At 73.5% G+C, this 20,443-nt stretch carries 14 protein-coding genes and 1 tRNA gene; 10 read left to right on the top strand and 5 right to left on the bottom strand.

The annotated features are described in order from the left end of the window. Positions 1 to 65 precede the first annotated feature (65 nt). The 5 genes from gltB to AC24HA_RS10960 all read left to right on the top strand — a co-directional run bounded on the left by gltB (position 66) and on the right by AC24HA_RS10960 (position 8,601). Positions 66 to 4,604: a glutamate synthase large subunit gene (gene gltB / locus AC24HA_RS10980; protein WP_425709601.1), complete on the top strand. Its 4,539-nt coding sequence runs from the start codon at positions 66 to 68 to the stop codon at positions 4,602 to 4,604. Beyond that, on the top strand, positions 4,597 to 6,090 hold the full coding sequence (locus AC24HA_RS10975) for a glutamate synthase subunit beta (protein ID WP_425709602.1): 1,494 nt from the start codon (positions 4,597 to 4,599) through the stop codon (positions 6,088 to 6,090). Before gltB ends, AC24HA_RS10975 begins: the two co-directional genes overlap by 8 nt. Before the next feature lie 122 nt (positions 6,091 to 6,212). Next, positions 6,213 to 7,637, top strand: coding sequence for a pyruvate kinase (gene pyk / locus AC24HA_RS10970; RefSeq protein ID WP_425709603.1), 1,425 nt, complete (start codon positions 6,213 to 6,215; stop codon positions 7,635 to 7,637). Between the two features lie 105 nt (positions 7,638 to 7,742). Next, a tRNA-Leu gene (locus AC24HA_RS10965) sits at positions 7,743 to 7,827 on the top strand. A gap of 78 nt (positions 7,828 to 7,905) precedes the next feature. Further along, on the top strand, positions 7,906 to 8,601 hold the full coding sequence (locus tag AC24HA_RS10960) for an ANTAR domain-containing response regulator (RefSeq protein WP_425709604.1): 696 nt from the start codon (positions 7,906 to 7,908) through the stop codon (positions 8,599 to 8,601). Positions 8,602 to 8,670: 69 nt separating this feature from the next. On the opposite strand, the gene AC24HA_RS10955 is transcribed toward AC24HA_RS10960, so the two are convergent. Genes AC24HA_RS10955 through AC24HA_RS10940 form a run of 4 tightly spaced genes read right to left on the bottom strand, consistent with a single transcriptional unit; the run spans position 8,671 to position 11,946 of the window. Beyond that, on the bottom strand, positions 8,671 to 9,144 hold the full coding sequence (locus AC24HA_RS10955) for a PaaI family thioesterase (RefSeq protein ID WP_425709605.1): 474 nt from the start codon (positions 9,142 to 9,144) through the stop codon (positions 8,671 to 8,673). After that, positions 9,141 to 9,950 carry a glycosyltransferase family 2 protein gene (locus tag AC24HA_RS10950; RefSeq protein ID WP_425709606.1) on the bottom strand — a complete coding sequence of 270 codons (810 nt, stop codon included), beginning with the start codon at positions 9,948 to 9,950 and terminating at the stop codon, positions 9,141 to 9,143. Before AC24HA_RS10950 ends, AC24HA_RS10955 begins: the two co-directional genes overlap by 4 nt. After that, positions 9,947 to 10,543 carry a DUF2238 domain-containing protein gene (locus AC24HA_RS10945; protein ID WP_425709607.1) on the bottom strand — a complete coding sequence of 199 codons (597 nt, stop codon included), beginning with the start codon at positions 10,541 to 10,543 and terminating at the stop codon, positions 9,947 to 9,949. Before AC24HA_RS10945 ends, AC24HA_RS10950 begins: the two co-directional genes overlap by 4 nt. Then, entirely contained in the window at positions 10,540 to 11,946 is a 1,407-nt protein-coding gene (locus AC24HA_RS10940) for an MFS transporter (protein WP_425709608.1), read from the bottom strand. Before AC24HA_RS10940 ends, AC24HA_RS10945 begins: the two co-directional genes overlap by 4 nt. 122 nt (positions 11,947 to 12,068) lie before the next feature. Between AC24HA_RS10940 and polA the strand changes: the two genes are divergently transcribed. Continuing rightward, a complete protein-coding gene (polA, locus tag AC24HA_RS10935; RefSeq protein WP_487563630.1) occupies positions 12,069 to 14,702 on the top strand; it encodes a DNA polymerase I in 2,634 nt (877 codons plus the stop codon). A gap of 96 nt (positions 14,703 to 14,798) precedes the next feature. Here the strand turns inward: polA and AC24HA_RS10930 are convergent, their stop codons facing one another. Further along, entirely contained in the window at positions 14,799 to 15,614 is an 816-nt protein-coding gene (locus AC24HA_RS10930) for a class I SAM-dependent methyltransferase (protein WP_425709610.1), read from the bottom strand. 108 nt (positions 15,615 to 15,722) lie between these two features. Here AC24HA_RS10930 and AC24HA_RS10925 point away from each other — a divergent pair, with 108 nt between their 5' ends. The 4 genes from AC24HA_RS10925 (at position 15,723) to AC24HA_RS10910 (ending at position 20,415) form a co-directional block, all read left to right on the top strand. Further along, positions 15,723 to 16,163: a hypothetical protein gene (locus AC24HA_RS10925; protein ID WP_425709611.1), complete on the top strand. Its 441-nt coding sequence runs from the start codon at positions 15,723 to 15,725 to the stop codon at positions 16,161 to 16,163. 6 nt (positions 16,164 to 16,169) lie between these two features. Then, positions 16,170 to 17,876, top strand: a complete 1,707-nt coding sequence (locus AC24HA_RS10920; RefSeq protein WP_425709612.1) for a PQQ-binding-like beta-propeller repeat protein — start codon at positions 16,170 to 16,172, stop codon at positions 17,874 to 17,876. A gap of 170 nt (positions 17,877 to 18,046) precedes the next feature. After that, entirely contained in the window at positions 18,047 to 19,531 is a 1,485-nt protein-coding gene (gene rpsA, locus AC24HA_RS10915; protein WP_425709613.1) for a 30S ribosomal protein S1, read from the top strand. A gap of 293 nt (positions 19,532 to 19,824) precedes the next feature. Next, positions 19,825 to 20,415: a hypothetical protein gene (locus AC24HA_RS10910; RefSeq protein WP_425709614.1), complete on the top strand. Its 591-nt coding sequence runs from the start codon at positions 19,825 to 19,827 to the stop codon at positions 20,413 to 20,415. Positions 20,416 to 20,443: the final 28 nt, after the last annotated feature.

The following is a 20,443-nucleotide window of genomic DNA, read 5'->3' as shown; positions in this document are numbered from 1 at the left end:
CGACCCACCGGCGTCCGCGCCGGGGCACGACTCGGGCGCCTGCGCGCCCGGAGGGAGGACGGACGATGGTCCAGACCGGGATCCCTGCACGACGAGGCCTGTACGACCCCGCCCACGAGCACGACGCCTGCGGCGTCGCCATGGTCGCCACCACGCGCGGCCGCCCCGGACGGGACATCGTCGACGCCGCGCTGACGGCTCTGGCGAACCTCGAGCACCGCGGCGCCGTCGGCGCCGAGGAGGCGACGGGCGACGGCGCGGGCATCCTCCTGCAGGTTCCCGACGCCTTCCTCCGTGAGGTCGTCGACCTCGATCTCCCGCCGGCCGGCGCCTACGCCGTGGGCATCGCGTTCCTGCCGGGCATCGGAGAGCGCGCGGAGGCGGTCGAGCTCGTCGAACGGATCGCCGCCGAGGAGGGCGTCGAGGTCCTCGGCTGGCGAGCGGTCCCGGTCGACCCGTCGGGCGTCGGCCCCACGGCCCGCGCGACCATGCCCACGATGCGCCAGCTGTTCGTCGCCGCCGACGGGCTCACGGGCCTGGACCTGGAGCGCCGCGTGTTCCGCCTGCGCAAGCGCGCGGACAACGCCGGGGTCTACTTCGCCTCGCTGTCCCCGCGCACCATCACCTACAAGGGGATGCTCACCACGGGACAGCTGAAGGACTTCTTCCCGGACCTCGCCGACGAGCGCGTGGTCTCCTCGATCGCGCTGGTGCACTCGCGCTTCTCGACGAACACGTTCCCGAGCTGGCCGCTCGCGCACCCCTTCCGGTACGTCGCCCACAACGGCGAGATCAACACCGTGCGCGGCAACCGCAACTGGATGGCCGCCCGCGAGGGCACGCTCTCCTCCGACCTGCTCGGCGACCTCGCGCCGCTGCTCCCGATCAACACCCCCGGCGCCTCGGACTCCGCGACGTTCGACGAGGTCCTCGAGCTGCTCCACCTCGGGGGCCGCTCCCTCCCGCACGCGGTGCTGACGATGGTCCCGGAGGCGTGGCAGAACGACGAGACCATGCCCGCCGACGTGCGCGCCTTCTACGAGTACACCGGCACGATCATGGAGCCCTGGGACGGGCCGGCCGCGATCTGCTTCACGGACGGCGCGGTCGCCGGCGCCGTCATGGACCGCAACGGACTGCGACCGGGACGCTGGTGGGAGACCGCCGACGGCCTCGTCGTGCTCGCCTCGGAGTCCGGCGTCCTCGACCTCGACCCGGCCACGGTCGTGCGCAAGGGCCGCCTCGAGCCCGGCACGATGTTCCTCGTCGACACGGTCGAGGGGCGGATCGTCCCCGACGAGGAGATCAAGTCCTCCCTGGCGTCCGCTCACCCGTACCAGGAGTGGCTCGACGACGGGCTCGTGCAGCTCGAGGCGCTGCCCCAGCGGGAGCACACGGGCCACTCGGCCGACTCGGTCGTGCGGCGTCAGCAGATGTTCGGCTACTCCGAGGAGGAGGTGCGGCTCCTCGTGCGACCCATGGCCGCCACGGGCGCCGAGGCCATCGGCTCGATGGGGACCGACACGCCCATCGCGGTGCTCTCCGCCCGGCCGCGCCTGCTGTTCGACTACTTCTCCCAGACGTTCGCGCAGGTGACCAACCCACCGCTCGACGCCATCCGCGAGGAGCTCGTCACCTCGCTGGTCGGGGCGATCGGTCCGGAGCCGAACATGCTCGAGGAGTCGCCCGAGCACGCCCGCAAGATCGTGCTCCCCTTCCCGACGATCGACAACGACCAGCTCGCCAAGGTGCGGCACATCGACCGTGCACGGCGCACGGGTCGCGGCTTCACCGCGGTGACGATCTCCGGCCTCTACCCGGTCGACGGCGGGGGAGAGGCGCTGCGGGCCCGCCTCGAGGAGATCTTCACCGAGGTCGACGAGGCGGTGGACGCGGGCGCCAGCTTCGTCGTGCTCTCCGACCGGGACGCGACCGCCGCGCTCGCCCCCATCCCCTCGCTGCTGCTCACGTCCGCCGTGCACCACCACACCCTGCGACGGCGCACCCGCACGAAGATCTCCCTGCTCGTCGAGGCGGGCGACGTCCGCGAGGTCCACCACGTGGCCCTGCTCGTGGGCTACGGCGCGGCGGCGGTCAACCCCTACCTCGCCATGGAGACGGCCGAGCGGCTCGTGGCGGACGGCGAGGTCACGGGCGTCTCCGCCGAGACGGCCGTCCGCAACGTCATCCACGCGCTCGGCAAGGGCGTGCTCAAGGTGATGTCGAAGATGGGCGTCTCGACCGTCCCGTCCTACCGCGGCGCGCAGCTGTTCCAGGCGGTCGGCCTCTCCGCCGAGCTCGTCGACCGCTACTTCACCGCCACCCCGAGCCCTGTCGGGGGCGTCGGGCTCGACGTCGTCGCGGCCGAGGTCGCCGCCCGGCACGCGGTCGCCTACCCGCGCTCGGGCATCTCGCCCGCCCACCGCGAGCTCGACACCGGGGGCGAGTACCAGTGGCGCCGCGACGGTGAGCCGCACCTGTTCGACCCCGAGACGGTGTTCCGGCTGCAGCACTCGACCCGGAACCGGCGGGCCGACATCTTCCGCCAGTACACCGACCGGGTCGACGACCAGGCCGAGCGGCTCATGACCATCCGCGGGCTGCTCCGGCTGCGCACCGGCGAGCTCGACCCCGTGCCGATCGAGGAGGTCGAGCCGGTCTCCGAGATCGTCCGGCGGTTCTCCACCGGCGCGATGAGCTACGGCTCGATCTCCGCCGAGGCCCACGAGACGCTCGCGATCGCCATGAACAGGCTCGGCGCCAAGTCCAACACGGGGGAGGGCGGCGAGGACGTCGACCGGCTCTACGACCCCGAGCGCCGCTCGTCGATCAAGCAGGTCGCGTCCGGTCGGTTCGGCGTCACCTCGGAGTACCTCACGCAGGCCGACGACATCCAGATCAAGATGGCGCAGGGCGCGAAGCCCGGCGAGGGCGGCCAGCTGCCCGGCCCGAAGGTCTATCCGTGGGTGGCCTCGACCCGGCACTCCACGCCCGGCGTCGGCCTCATCTCTCCGCCGCCCCACCACGACATCTACTCCATCGAGGACCTCGCCCAGCTCATCCACGACCTGAAGAACGCCAACCCCTCGGCCCGGGTGCACGTCAAGCTCGTCTCCGAGGTCGGCGTGGGCACCGTGGCGGCCGGCGTGTCCAAGGCCCACGCCGACGTCGTGCTCGTCTCCGGGCACGACGGCGGGACCGGCGCCAGCCCGCTGACCTCCCTCAAGCACGCCGGCGGCCCGTGGGAGCTGGGCCTGGCCGAGACCCAGCAGACGCTCGTCCTCAACGACCTGCGCGACCGGATCGTCGTCCAGACCGACGGCCAGCTCAAGACCGGCCGGGACGTCGTCGTGGCCGCGCTGCTGGGCGCGGAGGAGTTCGGGTTCGCCACCGCGCCGCTGGTGGTCTCCGGGTGCGTGATGATGCGGGTCTGCCACCTCGACACGTGCCCGGTCGGCGTCGCCACCCAGAACCCGGAGCTGCGCGCCCGCTTCAGCGGGAAGGCCGAGTACGTCGTCACGTTCTTCGAGTTCCTCGCCGAGCAGGTCCGCGAGATCCTCGCCTCGCTCGGGCTGCGCTCGATCGACGAGGCCGTCGGCCGGGTCGAGCTGCTCGACGCCGACCGAGCCGTGGCCCACTGGAAGGCCTCCGGCATGAACCTGGCGCCGCTGCTCGAGCGCGTCGAGCCGCGGCCCGGCGCCGCGCTGCACAGGACCAAGGACCAGGACCACGGCCTCGACGCCGCCCTGGACAACGAGCTCATCGCACTGGCCGGGCCCGCCCTCGAGCGCGGCGAGCCGGTGCGCGCCGAGGTGGCCGTGCGCAACGTCAACCGGACGGTCGGCACGATGCTCGGCCACGAGGTGACCAGGCGCTACCGCGGCGCGGGACTGCCGGACGGCACGATCGACCTCACCCTGCGCGGCTCGGCCGGACAGTCGTTCGGCGCGTTCCTGCCCCGAGGCGTCACCCTCACGCTCGTGGGCGACGCGAACGACTACGTCGGCAAGTCGCTGTCGGGCGGGCGCATCGTCGTGCGCCCCGACGACCGGGCCGGCTTCGTCGCCGAGGACAACGTCGTGGCCGGCAACGTCATCGGCTACGGCGCCACGGCCGGAGAGATCTTCCTGCGCGGACGCGCGGGCGAGCGCTTCGGCGTCCGCCTGTCCGGCGCCACCCTCGTGGTGGAGGGGGTCGGCGACCACGCGGCCGAGTACATGACCGGCGGCACGATGCTCGTCCTCGGCCCGACCGGGCGAAACGTCGGCGCCGGCATGTCCGGCGGCGTCGCCTACGTCCTCGACCTCGACCCCAGCCTGATCAACCCGGCCGCCGCCGCGGCCGGCGACCTGCTGCTGGGAGAGCCCGACACCGACGACCTCGCCGTGATCGTCGACCTGCTCCAGCGCCACCGCGACCTCACCGGATCCGCCGTGGCCACCGCGCTGCTGGCGGACCGCGCCGCCCTCACGCAGCGCCTCACCCGCGTCCTGCCCCGCCAGTTCGCCGCGGTCTCCGCCGCGCTCGCGCGGGCGGCGGAGGACGGGCTCGATCCTGCCGCACCCACCGTGTGGGCCGACATCATGGAGGCGACCCGTGGCTGACCCCCGAGGATTCCTGACGACCCGCGAGCGGGAGCTGCCGGCGCGCCGGCCGGTCCCGGTGCGCATCCGCGACTACCGCGAGGTCTACGCCGAGCGCGGCGCCGACGAGACGTTCGAGCCCACGCTGCGGCGGCAGGCGGGACGCTGCATGGACTGCGGCATCCCCTTCTGCCACAACGGCTGCCCGCTCGGCAACCTCATCCCCGAGTGGAACGACCTCGTGCGCCGCGGCGACTTCGCCCGGGCGATCGAGCGGCTGCACGCGACGAACAACTTCCCCGACTTCACCGGCCGGCTGTGCCCGGCACCGTGCGAGACGGCGTGCGTGCTCGGCATCAACCAGCCCGCCGTGACGATCAAGAACGTCGAGCAGTCGATCATCGACCGCGCCTTCGACGAGGGTCTCGTCACCCCGCAGGTGCCGCAGCGCCTCACCGGCCGCACGGTCGCCGTCGTCGGTTCCGGTCCCGCCGGGCTCGCTGCCGCCCAGCAGCTCACGCGGGCCGGCCACACCGTGGCCGTCCTCGAGCGCGCCGACTCAGCGGGCGGGCTGCTGCGCTACGGCATCCCTGAGTTCAAGATGGAGAAGTCCCACGTGGACCGCCGCCTCGAGCAGATGCGGGCCGAGGGCACGATCTTCCGGACCTCGACGGACGTCGGGGGCTCGGGCGAGGGCGCGCTGTCGGGCGACGACCTGCTCGAGCGCTACGACGCCGTGGTCCTGGCCATGGGCTCGACCGTGGCCAGGGACCTGCCGGTGCCCGGTCGGGAGCTGGGCGGGATCCACCAGGCGATGGAGTACCTGCCGCAGGCCACGCGCGCGGTCCACGGCCAGCGGGTCACCGACCAGATCACCGCCGAGGGCAAGGACGTCGTCATCATCGGCGGCGGCGACACCGGCGCGGACTGCCTCGGCACCGCCACCCGGCAGGGCGCGCGCTCGGTCACCCAGCTGGAGATCATGCCGCGGCCGGGCGAGGACCGCCCCGAGGGGCAGCCCTGGCCGACCTACCCGATGCTCTTCCGCGTCTCCTCGGCGCACGAGGAGGGCGGCGAGCGGGTCTACTCGACGTCCACCGCCGAGCTGTGCTCGGACGGCTCGGCGGGCGAGGGCGCCGTCACGCACCTGTTGGTCACGGAGGTGACGTTCGACGGCGGCCGTCCGGTCCCGGTCAAGGGCACCGAGCGGACGATCCCGGCCCAGCTCGTGCTGCTCGCGATGGGCTTCACCGGGGTGCCGACCGACGGGATCGTCGCCCAGCTCGGCGTCGAGGTCGACGGCCGCGGCCGCATCGAGCGCGACGCCGACTTCGCGACCACCGTGCCGGGCGTCTTCGCCGCCGGCGACGCCGGGCGCGGCCAGTCGCTCATCGTGTGGGCGATCGCCGAGGGTCGGTCGGTGGCTGCCGCCGTCGACCGGCACCTGCGCGGCTCCACGGAGCTGCCCGCGCCGGTGGCGCCCACCACCGTCCAGGTCACGGTCTGATCAGCGACGCCCGGGCGCACGTCCGTGCGCCCGGGCGGCCGGCTGGCGCGACGTCGTCCAACCACCGCTGCGGTCCGGGCCGATAGAGCGGCGGGCCGGTCGGAGTCACTAGGCTGTGAGCCATGCGTAGAGCAAAGATCGTCTGCACCCTCGGACCGGCCACCGACAGTCCCGAGAAGATCCAGGAGCTGGTCGACGCGGGCATGGACGTCGCCCGCATCAACCGCAGCCACGGCCTCGCCGAGGAGCACGAGCAGGTGATCCACCGCGTGCGCGCCGCCGCCGACGCGGCCGGGCGTCCGGTCGCCGTCCTCGTCGACCTCCAGGGCCCCAAGATCCGGCTCGGCACGTTCGCCGACCGCGAGGTCCAGCTCGCGGACGGCGCCACGTTCACCATCACCACCGAGGAGGTCGAGGGCACGAAGGACCTCGCCTCGACCACCTACAAGGGGCTCCCGGGCGACTGCCACCCCGGCGACCGGATCCTCATCGACGACGGCAAGGTCGCGGTGCGCGTGGTGGAGGTCGACGGGCCACGCGTCGTCACGCGGGTCGAGGTCGGCGGCCCGGTCTCCAACCACAAGGGCCTCAACCTGCCCGGCGTCGCGGTGTCCGTGCCCGCCATGTCGGACAAGGACACCGAGGACCTGCGCTGGGCGCTCGGACTGCCGGTCGACTTCATCGCCCTGTCCTTCGTGCGCAGCGCCGAGGACATCCAGATGGTCCACGACATCATGGACGAGGTCGGCCGCCGGCTGCCCGTCGTCGCCAAGATCGAGAAGCCGCAGGCCGTCGACGCCCTCGAGGAGATCGTCGACGTCTTCGACGGCATCATGGTCGCGCGCGGCGACCTCGGCGTCGAGCTGCCGCTGGAGGACGTGCCGCTCGTGCAGAAGCGGGCGATCGAGATCGCGCGGCGCCGTGCGAAGCCGGTCATCGTCGCCACCCAGGTGCTCGAGTCGATGATCACCAACCCGCGCCCCACCCGGGCCGAGGCCTCCGACTGCGCGAACGCCGTCCTCGACGGGGCCGACGCGGTCATGCTCTCGGGGGAGACCTCGGTGGGGAAGTACGCCATCGAGGCCGTCCGCACCATGGCCCGGGTCGTCGAGCACACCGAGGAGCACGGCGGCGAGCGGATCGCGCCGCTCGGCTCGACGCCCGCCACCCGCTCGGGCGTCCTGACCCGGGCGGCGGCGGAGATCGCCGCCACGCTGGACGTCACCTACCTCGCGACGTTCACCCAGTCCGGCGACACCGCGCGCAGGATGTCCCGGCTGCGCTCCCCGATCCCGCTGCTGGCGTTCACGCCGTCGGCCGAGACCCGCAACCGGCTCGCGCTCTCCTGGGGCGTGCAGCCCTACCAGGTCGACGCGGTCAAGCACACCGACGAGATGGTCGACCAGGTCGACACGTTCCTGCGGGACAACGGGCTGGCCGGCAACGGCGACCCGGTCGTCGTCGTGGCCGGCATGCCGCCGCAGAAGGTCGGCAGCACGAACTCCATCCGCGTCCACCGGATCGGTGAGCGGTACCGCTCCTCCTGAGAGTGACGTCCGGCACCGGCCGGGCCGCCCGGCACGACGACGGCGGCCCGCCGGTTCAGGGCATGATGTGTTCCGTCCCCGCGCCCTCACGGCGCGGGGACGCCCGCTCCCGTGGTGGAATCGGCAGACACACCGCACTCAAAATGCGGCGCCGCGAGGCGTGCGGGTTCGAGTCCCGCCGGGAGCACCATCGCGCACGCGCGCCGCGCGGCACGGCTCACATGCACGCGGATCGCCCCGTGATCCCGCCGTGTCCTAGGCTGTACGGGTGACCACGACCGACAGCTCCGCAGGCGACGACGCCTCGGCGGACCCCACGACCACCGAGCCTGACCTCTCGGACCTCCTCACCTCCGCCCCCGAGGCGGTCGAGGAGACCGAGCGAGACGGCCGCCGCGTCGTCGTCGCCGAGGACGAGACGCTCATCAGGCTCGACATCGTCGAGACGCTCCGCGACGCGGGCTTCGAGGTCGTCGGGGAGGCGGCCGACGGCGAGCAGGCCGTCCGCCTGGCCTCCGAGCTCGAGCCCGACGCCGTCGTCATGGACGTCAAGATGCCCGTGATGGACGGCATCACCGCCGCCGAGAAGATCATGGCCGACCGCACGTGCGCCGTCGTCATGCTCACCGCCTTCTCCCAGAAGGAGCTCGTGGAGCGCGCCCGCGAGGCCGGCGCGATGGCGTACGTCGTCAAGCCGTTCACGCCCGCCGACCTCGTGCCCGCCGTCGAGATCGCCGTGAGCCGGCACGAGGAGATCATCGCGCTCGAGTCCGAGGTCGCCTCGCTGGTCGACCAGTTCGAGACGCGCAAGCGCGTGGACCGCGCCAAGGGACTCCTCCAGACGAAGATGGGTCTCTCGGAGCCCGAGGCGTTCCGCTGGATCCAGAAGACGTCCATGGACCGTCGCCTGACCATGCGCGAGGTCGCGGACGCCGTCATCGAGCAGGTCGGCGGCCGCGGCTGACGGCCGACCCGCGACGACGAACGCCCGGCATGTGCCGGGCGTTCGTCGTTCCGCCCGCCGGCGCCGAGTTCAGCGCGGGTACGGGATGAACATGCAGGTGAGCCGCGCGGTGCAGACGAGCAGGTCGTCGTCGTCACGCACCTCGATGCCGTAGGTGGCGCTCCGGCGTCCCTCGTGCACCGCCGAAGCGCGCGCCGTGACGTGCCCGGTGCGCGCCGCCCGGTGGTGGGTGGCGTTGAGGTCGACGCCGACCGGCGCGTGTCCCTCCGGCGCCGCGAGCACGGCCGCGACGCTGGCGACGGTCTCGGCGAGCGCGGCGCTGGCGCCACCGTGGAGCAGCCCCATCGGCTGGGTGTTCCCCTCGACGGGGATGCGGGCCCGGACGTCGCCCCGTTCCATGCGCAGCATCTCGAGCCCCATACGCTCGGCGAGGCCGGACTCCGACAGTCGGGCGAAGGTCTCGGCGAGGTCGTCGCCGCCGCTGCGGTGGTCGGTCCGGGCGGGCTCCTCGGGGCGCCGGGTGTCGGCGTGGTCGGCGGTCACGGTGCCAGACTGCCACGGCGGCCGCCGTCGTCCCGCCCCGGTGCCCGGCCCGGGTCGTCGTCAGCGGCGGGCGCGGCCCCCGGCAGCCCGAACCGCATCGACCAGCGCTCCCATGGCGGCATGTCCGCCCACCCGAGCCGGAGCGTGCGGAAGGCACGCCGGAGGCGCCGGCTCAGCTGCGCCGCGCCCACCAGGCTGCGGGCAGAGACACCGACGCGGAGCGAGAGGTCCAGCACGACGGGCCGCGCCGGGCCCAGCGCGAGGGCGAGGTCGAGGTCGTCGTGGACCTCGGGGTCGTCGTCGTGGACGCGGTCGCGGACCGCCAGCCACGCCGAGCGGCGCACGGCCATGCTCGAACCCCACAGCGGGTGGTGTCCCAGGGCGGCGTGGCACAGGCCGTAGTACGCGGCCAGGTAGACCGCGGCGGCGAGCCCCCCGGCCCTGCCCAGCCCGTAGAAGCTGCCGACGCCGGTGACGGCGGCCACCTGCCTCGTCCCCATCACGTGCGCGACCCGCGAGACCCATCCGGGGCCGGGACGCGAGTCGGCGTCCAGCCGCGCGACGACGTCCCCCCGGGCGGCGTCGTAGCCGGTGGCGGCGGCGGGTGGGATCCCGATCCGGTCCTCCGCCACGACCACCGCGCCGTGGCGCCGGGCGACGGCCGCGGTGCCGTCGGTGGAGGCGTTGTCGACGACGATGACCTCCAGGGGCGCCTCCCGCTGGTTCGCCAGGGCGCGCAGGCAGTGCTCGAGCGCCGCGGCGTCGTTCCGGGCGGGGATCACCACGCTCACGGTCGGCGGCGTCACCGGCCGCTCCCGGCGCGTCGGGCGAGCACGAGCCCCGCGACGGCGGATCCCACGGCGCCGGCGACGAGGTCGCCCGCGGTATCTGCGGGGGTGACGTGGACCGTGGGGTCGACGTAGGCGTGGCCGATCCACTCCGCGACCTCCCAGGCCGCGGCGAGGCTCGTCCCGACCGCCGTGGTGGTCAGCGCGAGACCCCACCTGCCGCGCGGGTCGTCGCCGGGCGGCACGAGCCGGCCGCGGCGCACGAGCTCCCCGGCGACTGCGGCGAGCACGCCGTTGAGGGTCAGGTGTACGGCGATGTCCAACCACCACAGCCGCTCGTACAGGAGCAGGGCCGACGACCACGCGGCCACGAGCGCCGTGGCGCCGAGCAGGGCCTGGAGACCTGCGGGCACGGCGAGCACGCGCGCGAGCGTGAGGGCCCCGAGGACGAGAGCCGCCACCGCGACGGCGACCGCGTCGACGAGGGCGGCGAGCCCGAGCGAGAGCAGCGCCAGGACGGCGACGACGTTCGCGGCCGTGCGGGCGTACGGGGGCCCGACGACGCGGAGCACGCCGACACCGGTGCGTCGTCGTGGTCGCGCAGTCGTCACTGGTCCAGCGTCCCACGAGGACCTGGCCCGCCCGGCGTGGTCCGTGTGCCGGGGCGGTCGACGACCCCGGGTGCGTCGGGGAGGGCGCCGGGCCGACCGCCCACCTCGTCGTCGACGCGGACGAAGCGCGCCGCCACAGCGGCGATACCGACGAGGGCCGCGGGGTACAGGCAGGTGTAGACGCGGAACGCCAGCCCGGGCCGCTCGCCGGGGTCGTCCCCGGAGACGTAGCCGAACAGCGGCTCGAGCGTGGCGAGCGCGAGTCCGCCGAGCGCGCCGGTGAGGCGGGCGAACACGCCGAACGTCCCGAGGAACACGCCCTCGCGGTGCAGGCCGGTCAGTCGGGCGTCGCGGTCGAGGACCCGGGCCGTGACGAGGTCGGTCGTCGCGAGGACCCCGCCGTACCCGACCCCGACCACGGCGGCCGCGACCACGGCGAGCGGGACGGACGTGACGAACCACAGCGGGAGGAACGAGACGGCCAGCCAGGTCAGGGCCCAGCGCCAGGCCCGCGGGGCGCCGACCCTGCGCACGAGCCACGCCCACGCGGGCAGGACGGCGGCGGCGGTGAGGATCGCGGCGCCGAGCACCGGGGTCGTCATCGCGACGGGCCTCTCCAGCGTGTAGCGCATCCACAGCTGGATGCCGGAGATGAGCAGGCCGAGCGCTGCGCCGTACCCCGCGGTCGTCGCCCCGATCAGCCACAGCTCGCGGGTGCGCAGCACGCCGCCGATCGCGGGGAGGAACCTCGTGGGCGGCTCGTGCTGCACGGCGGCGTCCTCACGGACGGAGAGCACCATCGCGCCCATGACGAGCAGTGCCACGACGCCCAGCAGCACCGCGGTCCGCGTGAAGCCCTCGGGGCCGTGCTCGCTGCCGAGCCACCGGGTCGTCAGCGCGGGGGTCAGCGCCACGGAGACGACCATCGCCGCGAGCTGGAAGGCCTGCCGCACGGCGTTGACGACCGACCGCTCGGCCTCGGTGCGGAACAGCTCGGGCAGCAGCGCCGTGTAGTTCGCGTTGTACAGCGAGTCGGCCGCCTCGGTGAGGATGACGAAGACCGCGAACCAGGCGACGAGCGCCGCGCCGTCGAGGGACGTCGGGGCGGAGAACAGGGCGACGAACACGGCCACGAGGCTCGGTACGGCGACGAGGAGCCAGGGCCGCCTGCGGCCGAGCCGCGTGCGCGTGCCGTCCGAGAGGTGGCCGAACAGCGGGTTGTCGATCGCGTCGACGATCGCGTAGACCACCATGACGATCCCGTACGCGGTCGCGTCCATGCCGAGGGTGTCGACGTAGTACAGGAGGATCGAGCCGCGCACGAGGTTGATCGGGAGCGACGACCCGAACATGCCGGCCGCGTACGCGAGCCGGCGGGAACCGGGGACGCGGGGCTCGGGCACGGACCCACCCTGCCAGGGCCGCGGTGACGTCGGTGTCGGCGCCGCGTCCTAGGGTGGGTCGGGTGAGCGAGAACACCGACCAGGCCACCGACCAGCGCCTCCTGCTCGTCGACGGGCACTCGATGGCCTTCCGCGCGTTCTTCGCGCTGCCGGCCGAGAAGTTCGTCAACTCCGCGGGCCAGAGCACGAACGCGATCTACGGGTTCGTCGCGATGCTCATCAACCTCATCGCCGAGGAGCGGCCCACGCACGTCGCCGTCGCGTTCGACACCCACGCCCCGACGTTCCGGGACGAGGTCTACGCCGACTACAAGGGCGGCCGCGACGTCACCCCCGAGGCCTTCAAGGGCCAGGTCCCCCTCATCGCCGAGGTGCTGCGCGCGGCCGGCGTCCCCACGCTGGAGAAGGACGGCCTCGAGGCCGACGACATCCTCGCCACGCTCGCCCACGAGGGCTCGGCCGCGGGGATGACCGTCTCCGTGGTCTCGGGCGACCGGGACACGTTCCAGCTCGTCGACGAGCGCGTGAGCGTGCTGTACCCGATCAAGGGCGTGAAGACGGTGTCCCGCATGACGCCGGAGGCCGTCGAGGAGAAGTACGGGGTCCCGCCGCACCGGTACCCGGAGATCGCCGCCCTCACCGGCGAGACTGCGGACAACCTGCCCGGCGTGCCCGGGGTGGGGCCGAAGACCGCCGCGAAGTGGATCAACCAGTTCGACGGCCTGGACAACATCGTCGCCCGGGTCGACGAGGTGCCCGGCAAGGCCGGCGACTCGCTGCGCGCGCACCTGGCAGACGTGCTGCGCAACCGGCAGCTCAACCACCTGCTCACCGACGCCGACGTCGGGGCCGCCCTTGGTGACCTCACCCCCGCCGACCCCGACCGCGGCGAGCTCACGCGCCTGTTCGACGTCCTGGAGTTCACCGAGCTGCGCACGCGGCTGTTCGCCGTCCTGCCCGACGACGGAGGGACCGCGCCCGAGGCGGACGGCCCGGTCCTGGTCGTGGACCGGCCGGCCGACGGCGAGCTGGGAGCCTGGCTCGAGGCCCGCGCGGGCGCCCGGCTGGGCCTGTTCGTCGAGGGCACGGGCCGACCGGGCGCGGGGGAGGCGACGCAGGTCGCGATCGCCGACGACGAGGCGCACGCCGTCACCGTCGACCTCACCGAGGTCGCCGGCCCCGACGAGGCCGCGCTGCGCGCCTGGCTGGCCGACGCCGCGGAGCCGAAGTCGGTGCACGACGCCAAGGCGGCCTGGCACGCCCTGCGCGGCAGCGGACTCACCCTGGACGGCGTGACGTTCGACCCGGCCCTCGCCGGGTACATCTCACGGCCCGACGCCCGGCACCTCGAGCTCGCCGACCTCTCGACCGAGCGGCTGGGGCTCGAGCTCGACCCCGGTTCGGGCCCGGCCCAGGGCGAGCTGGACCTCTCGCTGGAGGAGGGAGCGGCGGAGGAGTCCCTCGCCCGTCGCGCGCACGCGACCCTCGCCCTCGTCACGCCGCTGACCGCCGAGCTCGAGGAGGCCGGCGGGAGCGGCCTGCTCACCGACCTCGAGCTCCCCGTCCAGCGTGTCCTGCAGGGGATGGAGGACCGGGGCATCGCCGTCGACACCGAGTACCTCGACGGCCTGTCCGGCGAGTTCGACGGGCAGGTGGAGGCGGCCGCCGCGGCCGCCTACGAGGCGATCGGCCGCGAGGTCAACCTCGGCAGCCCCAAGCAGCTGCAGGAGGTCCTGTTCGACCAGCTCGACATGCCGCGGACGAAGAAGACGAAGACCGGGTACACGACCAACGCCGACGCGCTCGCGTGGCTGCTCGTGCAGACCGAGCACCCGTTCCTCGTGGCGCTGCTGCGGCACCGCGAGCAGATCAAGCTCCGCCAGACGGTCGACGGCCTGCGGGCCGAGGTCCAGTCCGACGGCCGGATCCGCACCACCTTCCAGCAGACCGTGGCCGCCACCGGTCGGCTCAGCTCGAAGGACCCCAACCTGCAGAACGTGCCCGTGCGCAGCGAGGACGGCATGCGCATCCGGCAGTCCTTCGTGGTCAGCGAGGCGGGGGAGTCGCTGATGACGGCGGACTACTCCCAGATCGAGATGCGGATCATGGCGCACCTGTCCGGCGACGAGGCGCTCATCGAGGCCTTCCGCTCCGGGGAGGACCTGCACGCGTTCGTCGCCGCCCGGGTCTTCGGCGTCGACGTCGGCTCGGTGACCCCGGAGCAGCGCCGACGCATCAAGGCGATGAGCTACGGCCTGGCCTACGGGCTCAGCGCGTTCGGCCTGTCCCAGCAGCTCGGCGTCGAGGTCGACGAGGCCCGGTCGCTCATGGAGGGGTACTTCGAACGGTTCGGCGGCGTGCGCGACTACCTCCGGGGCGTCCAGGACGAGGCGCGCACGCGCGGCTACACGGCGACGATCCTCGGCCGCCGCCGGTACCTGCCGGACCTCACCTCCGACAACCGGCAGCGCAGGGAGCTCGCGGAGCGCATCGCCCTCAACGCCCCGATCCAGGGGTCGGCCGCGGACATCATCAAGCTCGCGATGATCCGGCTCGACGCGGAGATCGCCGAGCGGGGCCTCGCCTCCGACGTCCTCCTCCAGGTCCACGACGAGCTCGTGCTCGAGATCGCGCCGGGGGAGCGCGAGGAGGTGGAGCAGGTCGTGCGGGAGACCATGGGCCGGGCGGTGGAGCTCTCCGTCCCGCTCGACGTCTCCGTCGGCCTCGGCCGCAGCTGGCGCGACGCCGCCCACTGACCCTCCATCGACGAGTGAGCGGCTCTCTGCCCGACGAGTGAGCGCGAATCCGTGCGCGCGGGCCGGGTAACGCTCGGCGCCTCTCGACGTCGGCCGCTACCCGGGCTTGTCGGCCACGAGGATGAGCGTGCCCGGCACGAGCGCCCCGCGCTCCGGCCCCCAGCCGCCCCAGACCACCTCGCGGCCCGGCGGCCACTCGGGCTCGACGAGGTCGACGAGATCGAGCCCGGCCGCCACGACGTCGCGCACGTGGTCCCCGACGGTGCGGTGGAACTCCGCGTACGTGACGGCGTCGCCGTCGGCCTCGACGTAGGGCCGCCGGTCGAAGTAGGGGCGCGTGACGGTCGTGCCGGCCAGTGTGGGGTCGTCGGGGAACATCCACCGCGCCGGGTGCGTGACCGAGGCGACCCATCGACCGCCCGGTCGCAGGACCCTCGCGGCCTCGGCGTGCACGCGGTGGGCGTCGGGGACGAACGGGATGGCTCCGAACGAGGTGAACACGGCGTCGGCGCAGGCGTCCGGCAGGGGGAGGGCGCGGGCGTCGGCCACTAGCATCGGCGTGCGGATCCCGGTGGCCCGGTCGAGCGCTGCGGCGGCGTCCAGCATCCCCTGCGCGACGTCCGTCGCCAGCGCCCGCACGCCCTGCGTGACCAACCAGCGCGAGCACTGGGCCGCCCCGGCACCCACCTCGACGACGATCCGGTCGCGCAGCGTCGCGGTGTCGCCGAGCAGGCAAGCGTCGGCCTCCCGCAGCCCCTCGGGGCCCCACACGTGATCGGCCGCGCCGAGGGTGGCGCCGTGCTCCGCGAGGTAGCCCTGAGCATCCGCCGACCACGCGGTCGCGTTCGCGCGCGCGGCGGCCTCGCCGTCGACCCGCCGGTAGCCCGCCCACGCCTGCGGCCGTCCGTCCATCGGCCGATGCTCCCACGGCGGGGAGGTCTCCACGGGGTTCGGCCCCACGGGCTCGGCCGCAGGGACTACGGTCCTGCCAGGGCGGCCGCCCGCGACCCAGGGAGTGTCATGAGCAGCGGATACGGATGGAACCAGCAGGACCCGTACCAGCACGGTGAGCCGGACGCGCGCGGGGTGTACCCCGAGCGCGGCCGCAGCGGTCGGTTCTCCGGCGGCCACCAGCCCTACGGGCACGGTTCCTCCGCCGGCCCCGACCAGCCCTACGGATCCGGCCCGGCATACGGATCCGACCAGCCCTACGGGTCAGGTCCGGCCCACCGTCCGGGTCAGGCGTACGGGCCCGGCCAGGCCTACGGCGGCGCGGGGCAGAACGCGGCCGGACCGTACGGCGGGGACGTCCGCAACGACTACGGGCGCGCGCCCGCGGACACCGACGCCGGTCGGGGCGGGGCGCACAAGGCCTCCGTCGCCGCGATCCTCGTCTATGTGGGCCTCTTCCTCGGCCTGCCCCTGCTCATCGGCCTCGTCACCATGATCGTCGCGCTGTAGCGCCCGATGGCCGACCGTCGATTCCGGCCGCGGTCCAGAGGTCGGGACCGCGATCCGCTCGAGGGCTACCTCGGCGGCTACGGCATCGTCCCCGAGGACACACGGCGTCGCCCCGACGACGACGCACCGCGCGGCCGCGAGAGCCGTGAGCCGGACGACCGCGGCGCCGACCGGCCCGCGGACCCGGTCCGCACCGCCGGGCGCTCCCGCGCAGCGGAGCCGCGTCCCACCGCGCCGTCCGGCTTCCGCGCCGGAGCGCCCCACGCCTCGCGCTACCCCGTATCCCTCCCGCCCTCGCTGCATGTCAGCACGTGGCTCCGGCGTCGCCTCCGCCCGCTCTTCGTCGTCGTGCCCGTCCTCGCCGTGCTCGTCCCGATCGCCACCGTGGTCCAGCTCGTCGACGACGATCCCGACGCCACCACGCCGAGCGTGGCCCCCGCGCCCGATGCCGAGCCGGACGTCGAGACCTTCCCCGATCTGTGGGAGGTCGCGGTCGCGGACCTCACCGGGATCGCCGGCGCCGAGCTCAGGGGCAACGTCGACGGCTCCTTCGACGACGCGGGCGTGCTCGGCGCGCCTGGCGGCTGGGCCGTCGTCGCGCAGGACGAGGAGTCCCTCGAGGCAGAGCTCGTCGGTCTGGACCCCGCGTCGGGCGAGACGATCTGGTCCCGTGAGCTCAGCCACGTCCTCTGCGCCCGCCACGCGACGCCGGACGGAAGCCTCGTCTGCCTGGAGGCCACGGACACGGACCCGGGAGGTCTGGGCACGAGCTGGACCGCCCACCTGCTCGACCCCGCCACCGGCGACACGACCGCCTCCACCGAGATCGACGGCTACCTCACGTCCCTCTACGTCCACGGCGACGCGCTCGTCCTGCTCGACCAGCCGGGCGGCGGGACCGACGTCGTCCTGCAGGGCTACGACGCGGCCGACCTGAGCCCACGATGGTCGGTCGAGCTCGGCCCGGAGGTCTCCGCGGAGATGCTCGCCGGGGACCGACGGATCGTCTCCCGAGGGATCGGCGAGCGCGGCGAGGCGATGCTCGACCGGCCCCGTTGGCGTCCCGTCACCGACGACGTGCTCTCGTTCGGCGCGGGCGACCGCACCGCCGTCCTGAACGTCCGGGCGGGCGAGCTGATCATCGCCCCACCCTGCACCCGCCTGTCCACCGACGGCGCCACCCTGTGGTGCAACGAGCCGGGCGCCGGGATCCGCGCGTACGCCACGGACGGGACCGAGCTGTGGGCGGACCCCCACAACCGGCTGGCCGCCACCTCCGCGCTCGACCCGGACGCCCGTGTCATGCCCCTCGTCCTCGACGGCTCCCGGCGACTCCTGCGGTACGACCTCGAGGCCGGAGCCACCGACTCCGTCCTCCTCGACCCGGGGGTCGCCGAGACGTTCGCCGGCACCCTCGACCCGGGCGGGCTGGTCGACGGCGAGCACGTCCTCGTGCGGGGCGAGCCCGACCTGCACCTCCTCGCGCCGGACCGCTCCCACGTCGTCGACCAGGTGGCGACGGACGTCCGTCCCGACGGCGTGCTCGCCCGGGACGAGAGCCTCGTCGTCGCCGGGACGGACCTCGTCGAGGTCGACCCGACCACGGGAGGGGTCGAGCAGCAGTGGCGCACCCCGGTGCACGGCACGCTCGAGCCGGTGGGCGACGCGGTGGTCGTGCACGGCCCGGAGGGCCTGAGCCGGCTCGACTGGTGACGCGGCCCACGAGCGTGCGCCGCCGCGCCGTCGTGGTTGTCCCGTCTTGCGGGCGCGGGTACCATTGCTCGTCGGCGCCGTCTGTCCGCGCGCACGCGCGCAGCCGCCCGGTCGCCGATTGAATCCCTGTCCGCTCGAGTATCCCTGTCCGCATCGGAGTTTCCCGCTACATGACCACCACTACCCCCGCCCCGACCACCCCGCAGGTCGCGATCAACGACATCGGCTCCGAGGACGAGCTCCTCGCCGAGATCGACAAGACCATCAAGTACTTCAACGACGGGGACATCGTCGAGGGCACCATCGTCAAGGTGGACCGTGACGAGGTCCTCCTCGACATCGGTTACAAGACCGAGGGCGTCATCCTGTCCCGCGAGCTGTCGATCAAGCACGACGTGGACCCCGACGAGGTCGTGGCCGTGGGCGACCAGATCGAGGCGCTGGTCCTCCAGAAGGAGGACAAGGAAGGCCGCCTCCTGCTGTCGAAGAAGCGGGCGCAGTACGAGCGCGCCTGGTCCTCGATCGAGAAGATCAAGGACGAGGACGGCGTCGTCACGGGCAAGGTCATCGAGGTGGTCAAGGGCGGCCTGATCGTCGACATCGGCCTGCGCGGCTTCCTGCCGGCCTCCCTGGTCGAGATGCGTCGTGTGCGCGACCTTCAGCCCTACGTGGACAAGGAGATCGAGGCCAAGATCATCGAGCTGGACAAGAACCGCAACAACGTGGTCCTGTCCCGCCGCGCCTGGCTCGAGCAGACCCAGTCCGAGGTCCGTTCGCACTTCCTCAACACGCTGCAGAAGGGGCAGGTCCGCCCCGGTGTCGTGTCCTCGATCGTCAACTTCGGTGCGTTCGTCGACCTCGGCGGCGTGGACGGCCTCGTGCACGTCTCCGAGCTGTCCTGGAAGCACATCGACCACCCCTCCGAGGTCGTCGAGGTGGGCCAGGAGGTCACCGTCGAGGTGCTCGACGTGGACATGGACCGCGAGCGCGTCTCCCTGTCGCTGAAGGCGACCCAGGAGGACCCGTGGCAGACCTTCGCGCGCACCCACGCCATCGGCCAGGTCGTGCCCGGCAAGGTCACCAAGCTCGTCCCGTTCGGTGCGTTCGTGCGCGTCGAGGACGGCATCGAGGGCCTCGTGCACATCTCCGAGCTGGCGCAGCGCCACGTCGAGGTGCCCGAGCAGGTCGCGAAGGTCGGCGACGAGCTCTTCGTCAAGGTCATCGACATCGACCTCGAGCGTCGCCGCATCTCGCTCTCGCTCAAGCAGGCCAACGAGGGCGTCGAGCCGGACTCCGAGGACTTCGACCCCTCGCTGTACGGCATGGCGACCGACTACGACGAGCAGGGCAACTACAAGTACCCCGAGGGCTTCGACCCCGAGACGAACGAGTGGCTCGAGGGCTTCGAGGCCCAGCGCGAGGCGTGGGAGGCCGAGTACGCGGCCGCGCACGCGCGCTGGGAGTCCCACAAGGCGCAGATCGCCGCCTCGCGTGCGGCGGAGGCCGCCGGCGAGAACGTCGTCGAGGACGCCTCGGAGGCCGGGGACGACCTCGCCGCCTCCTACTCGTCCGACGCTCCGGAGGAGGACGCCGGGGGCACGCTCGCGTCCGACGAGGCCCTGGCCGCTCTGCGGGAGAAGCTCACGGGCAACTGACCCGGAGCGCAGCCTCCCGATCCTCGGATCGCATCCGACGCCCGGCCCCCTGACGGGGGCCGGGCGTCGGCGTTCGTGGGTGCGGGCGGATCGGCGTGCCGGTCGCTGCGTGCCGCTGCGCCCGGGCATAACGCTGCGCCCGGGTGTTCGGCAGCGCCCCGCCGGACGGTCATCCCGTGCCGGACGAGTACCCAGGTGGTGAGGGGTACCCCGGGCCCACGTCGGCGACGCGGACCGATCGCCGGGCGGCGTAGCGTCCGAGCATCCAGCCCACGCCGAGAGGACCCACCCCGATGCTGCCCACCGCCCACCGTCGCCTGACCGCCGTCGTGGCCGCCGCGCTGCTGACCCTCGGGGTGTCCGCGTGCGACGACCCGAGCGTCGCCCCGACCGAGGAGCCGACCGCGGACGGGGAGGAGACGACCACCGCGGACGGGCCCTCCGCCGACTACCCGGACGACCTCACGATCGAGGTCCGCTCGCTGTCCGGCTCGGTCCCGCCGCCGCACGACTCGATGGAGACCGTCACGGTGGGCCCCGACGGCATCACCTACACCGCCGGGTCGCGCTACGAGGACGAGCCGCTCTTCTCGGAGACGTTCGACGCGCAGGACGGCGACCTCGAGGAGGTCATGGCCGCCTGGGAGGCCCTCGGCGTCCCCGCCGACACGGGGGACGGGTACGACGACTCGCACTCCAGCGGTGGGGCCGGTGGCGACTACGTCATCACCCAGGTCACCGGAACGGGGTACGACTCGTCAGCGACCGGGGACCACCAGCCCATGTGGGACCTCGTCGACGCGGCGCTCGACGTCGTGCCGCAGGAGGTGCGCGACGAGGGGGAGGCCGCCATCGAGGAGTACAACGCGAGCGAGGACGACTGAGCCCGTCCCCGCCGCGCGGCTACGCTTG

The organism is Georgenia sp. Z1491, assembly GCF_057652395.1.
This window is presented reverse-complemented; position numbering and strand designations above follow the sequence as displayed.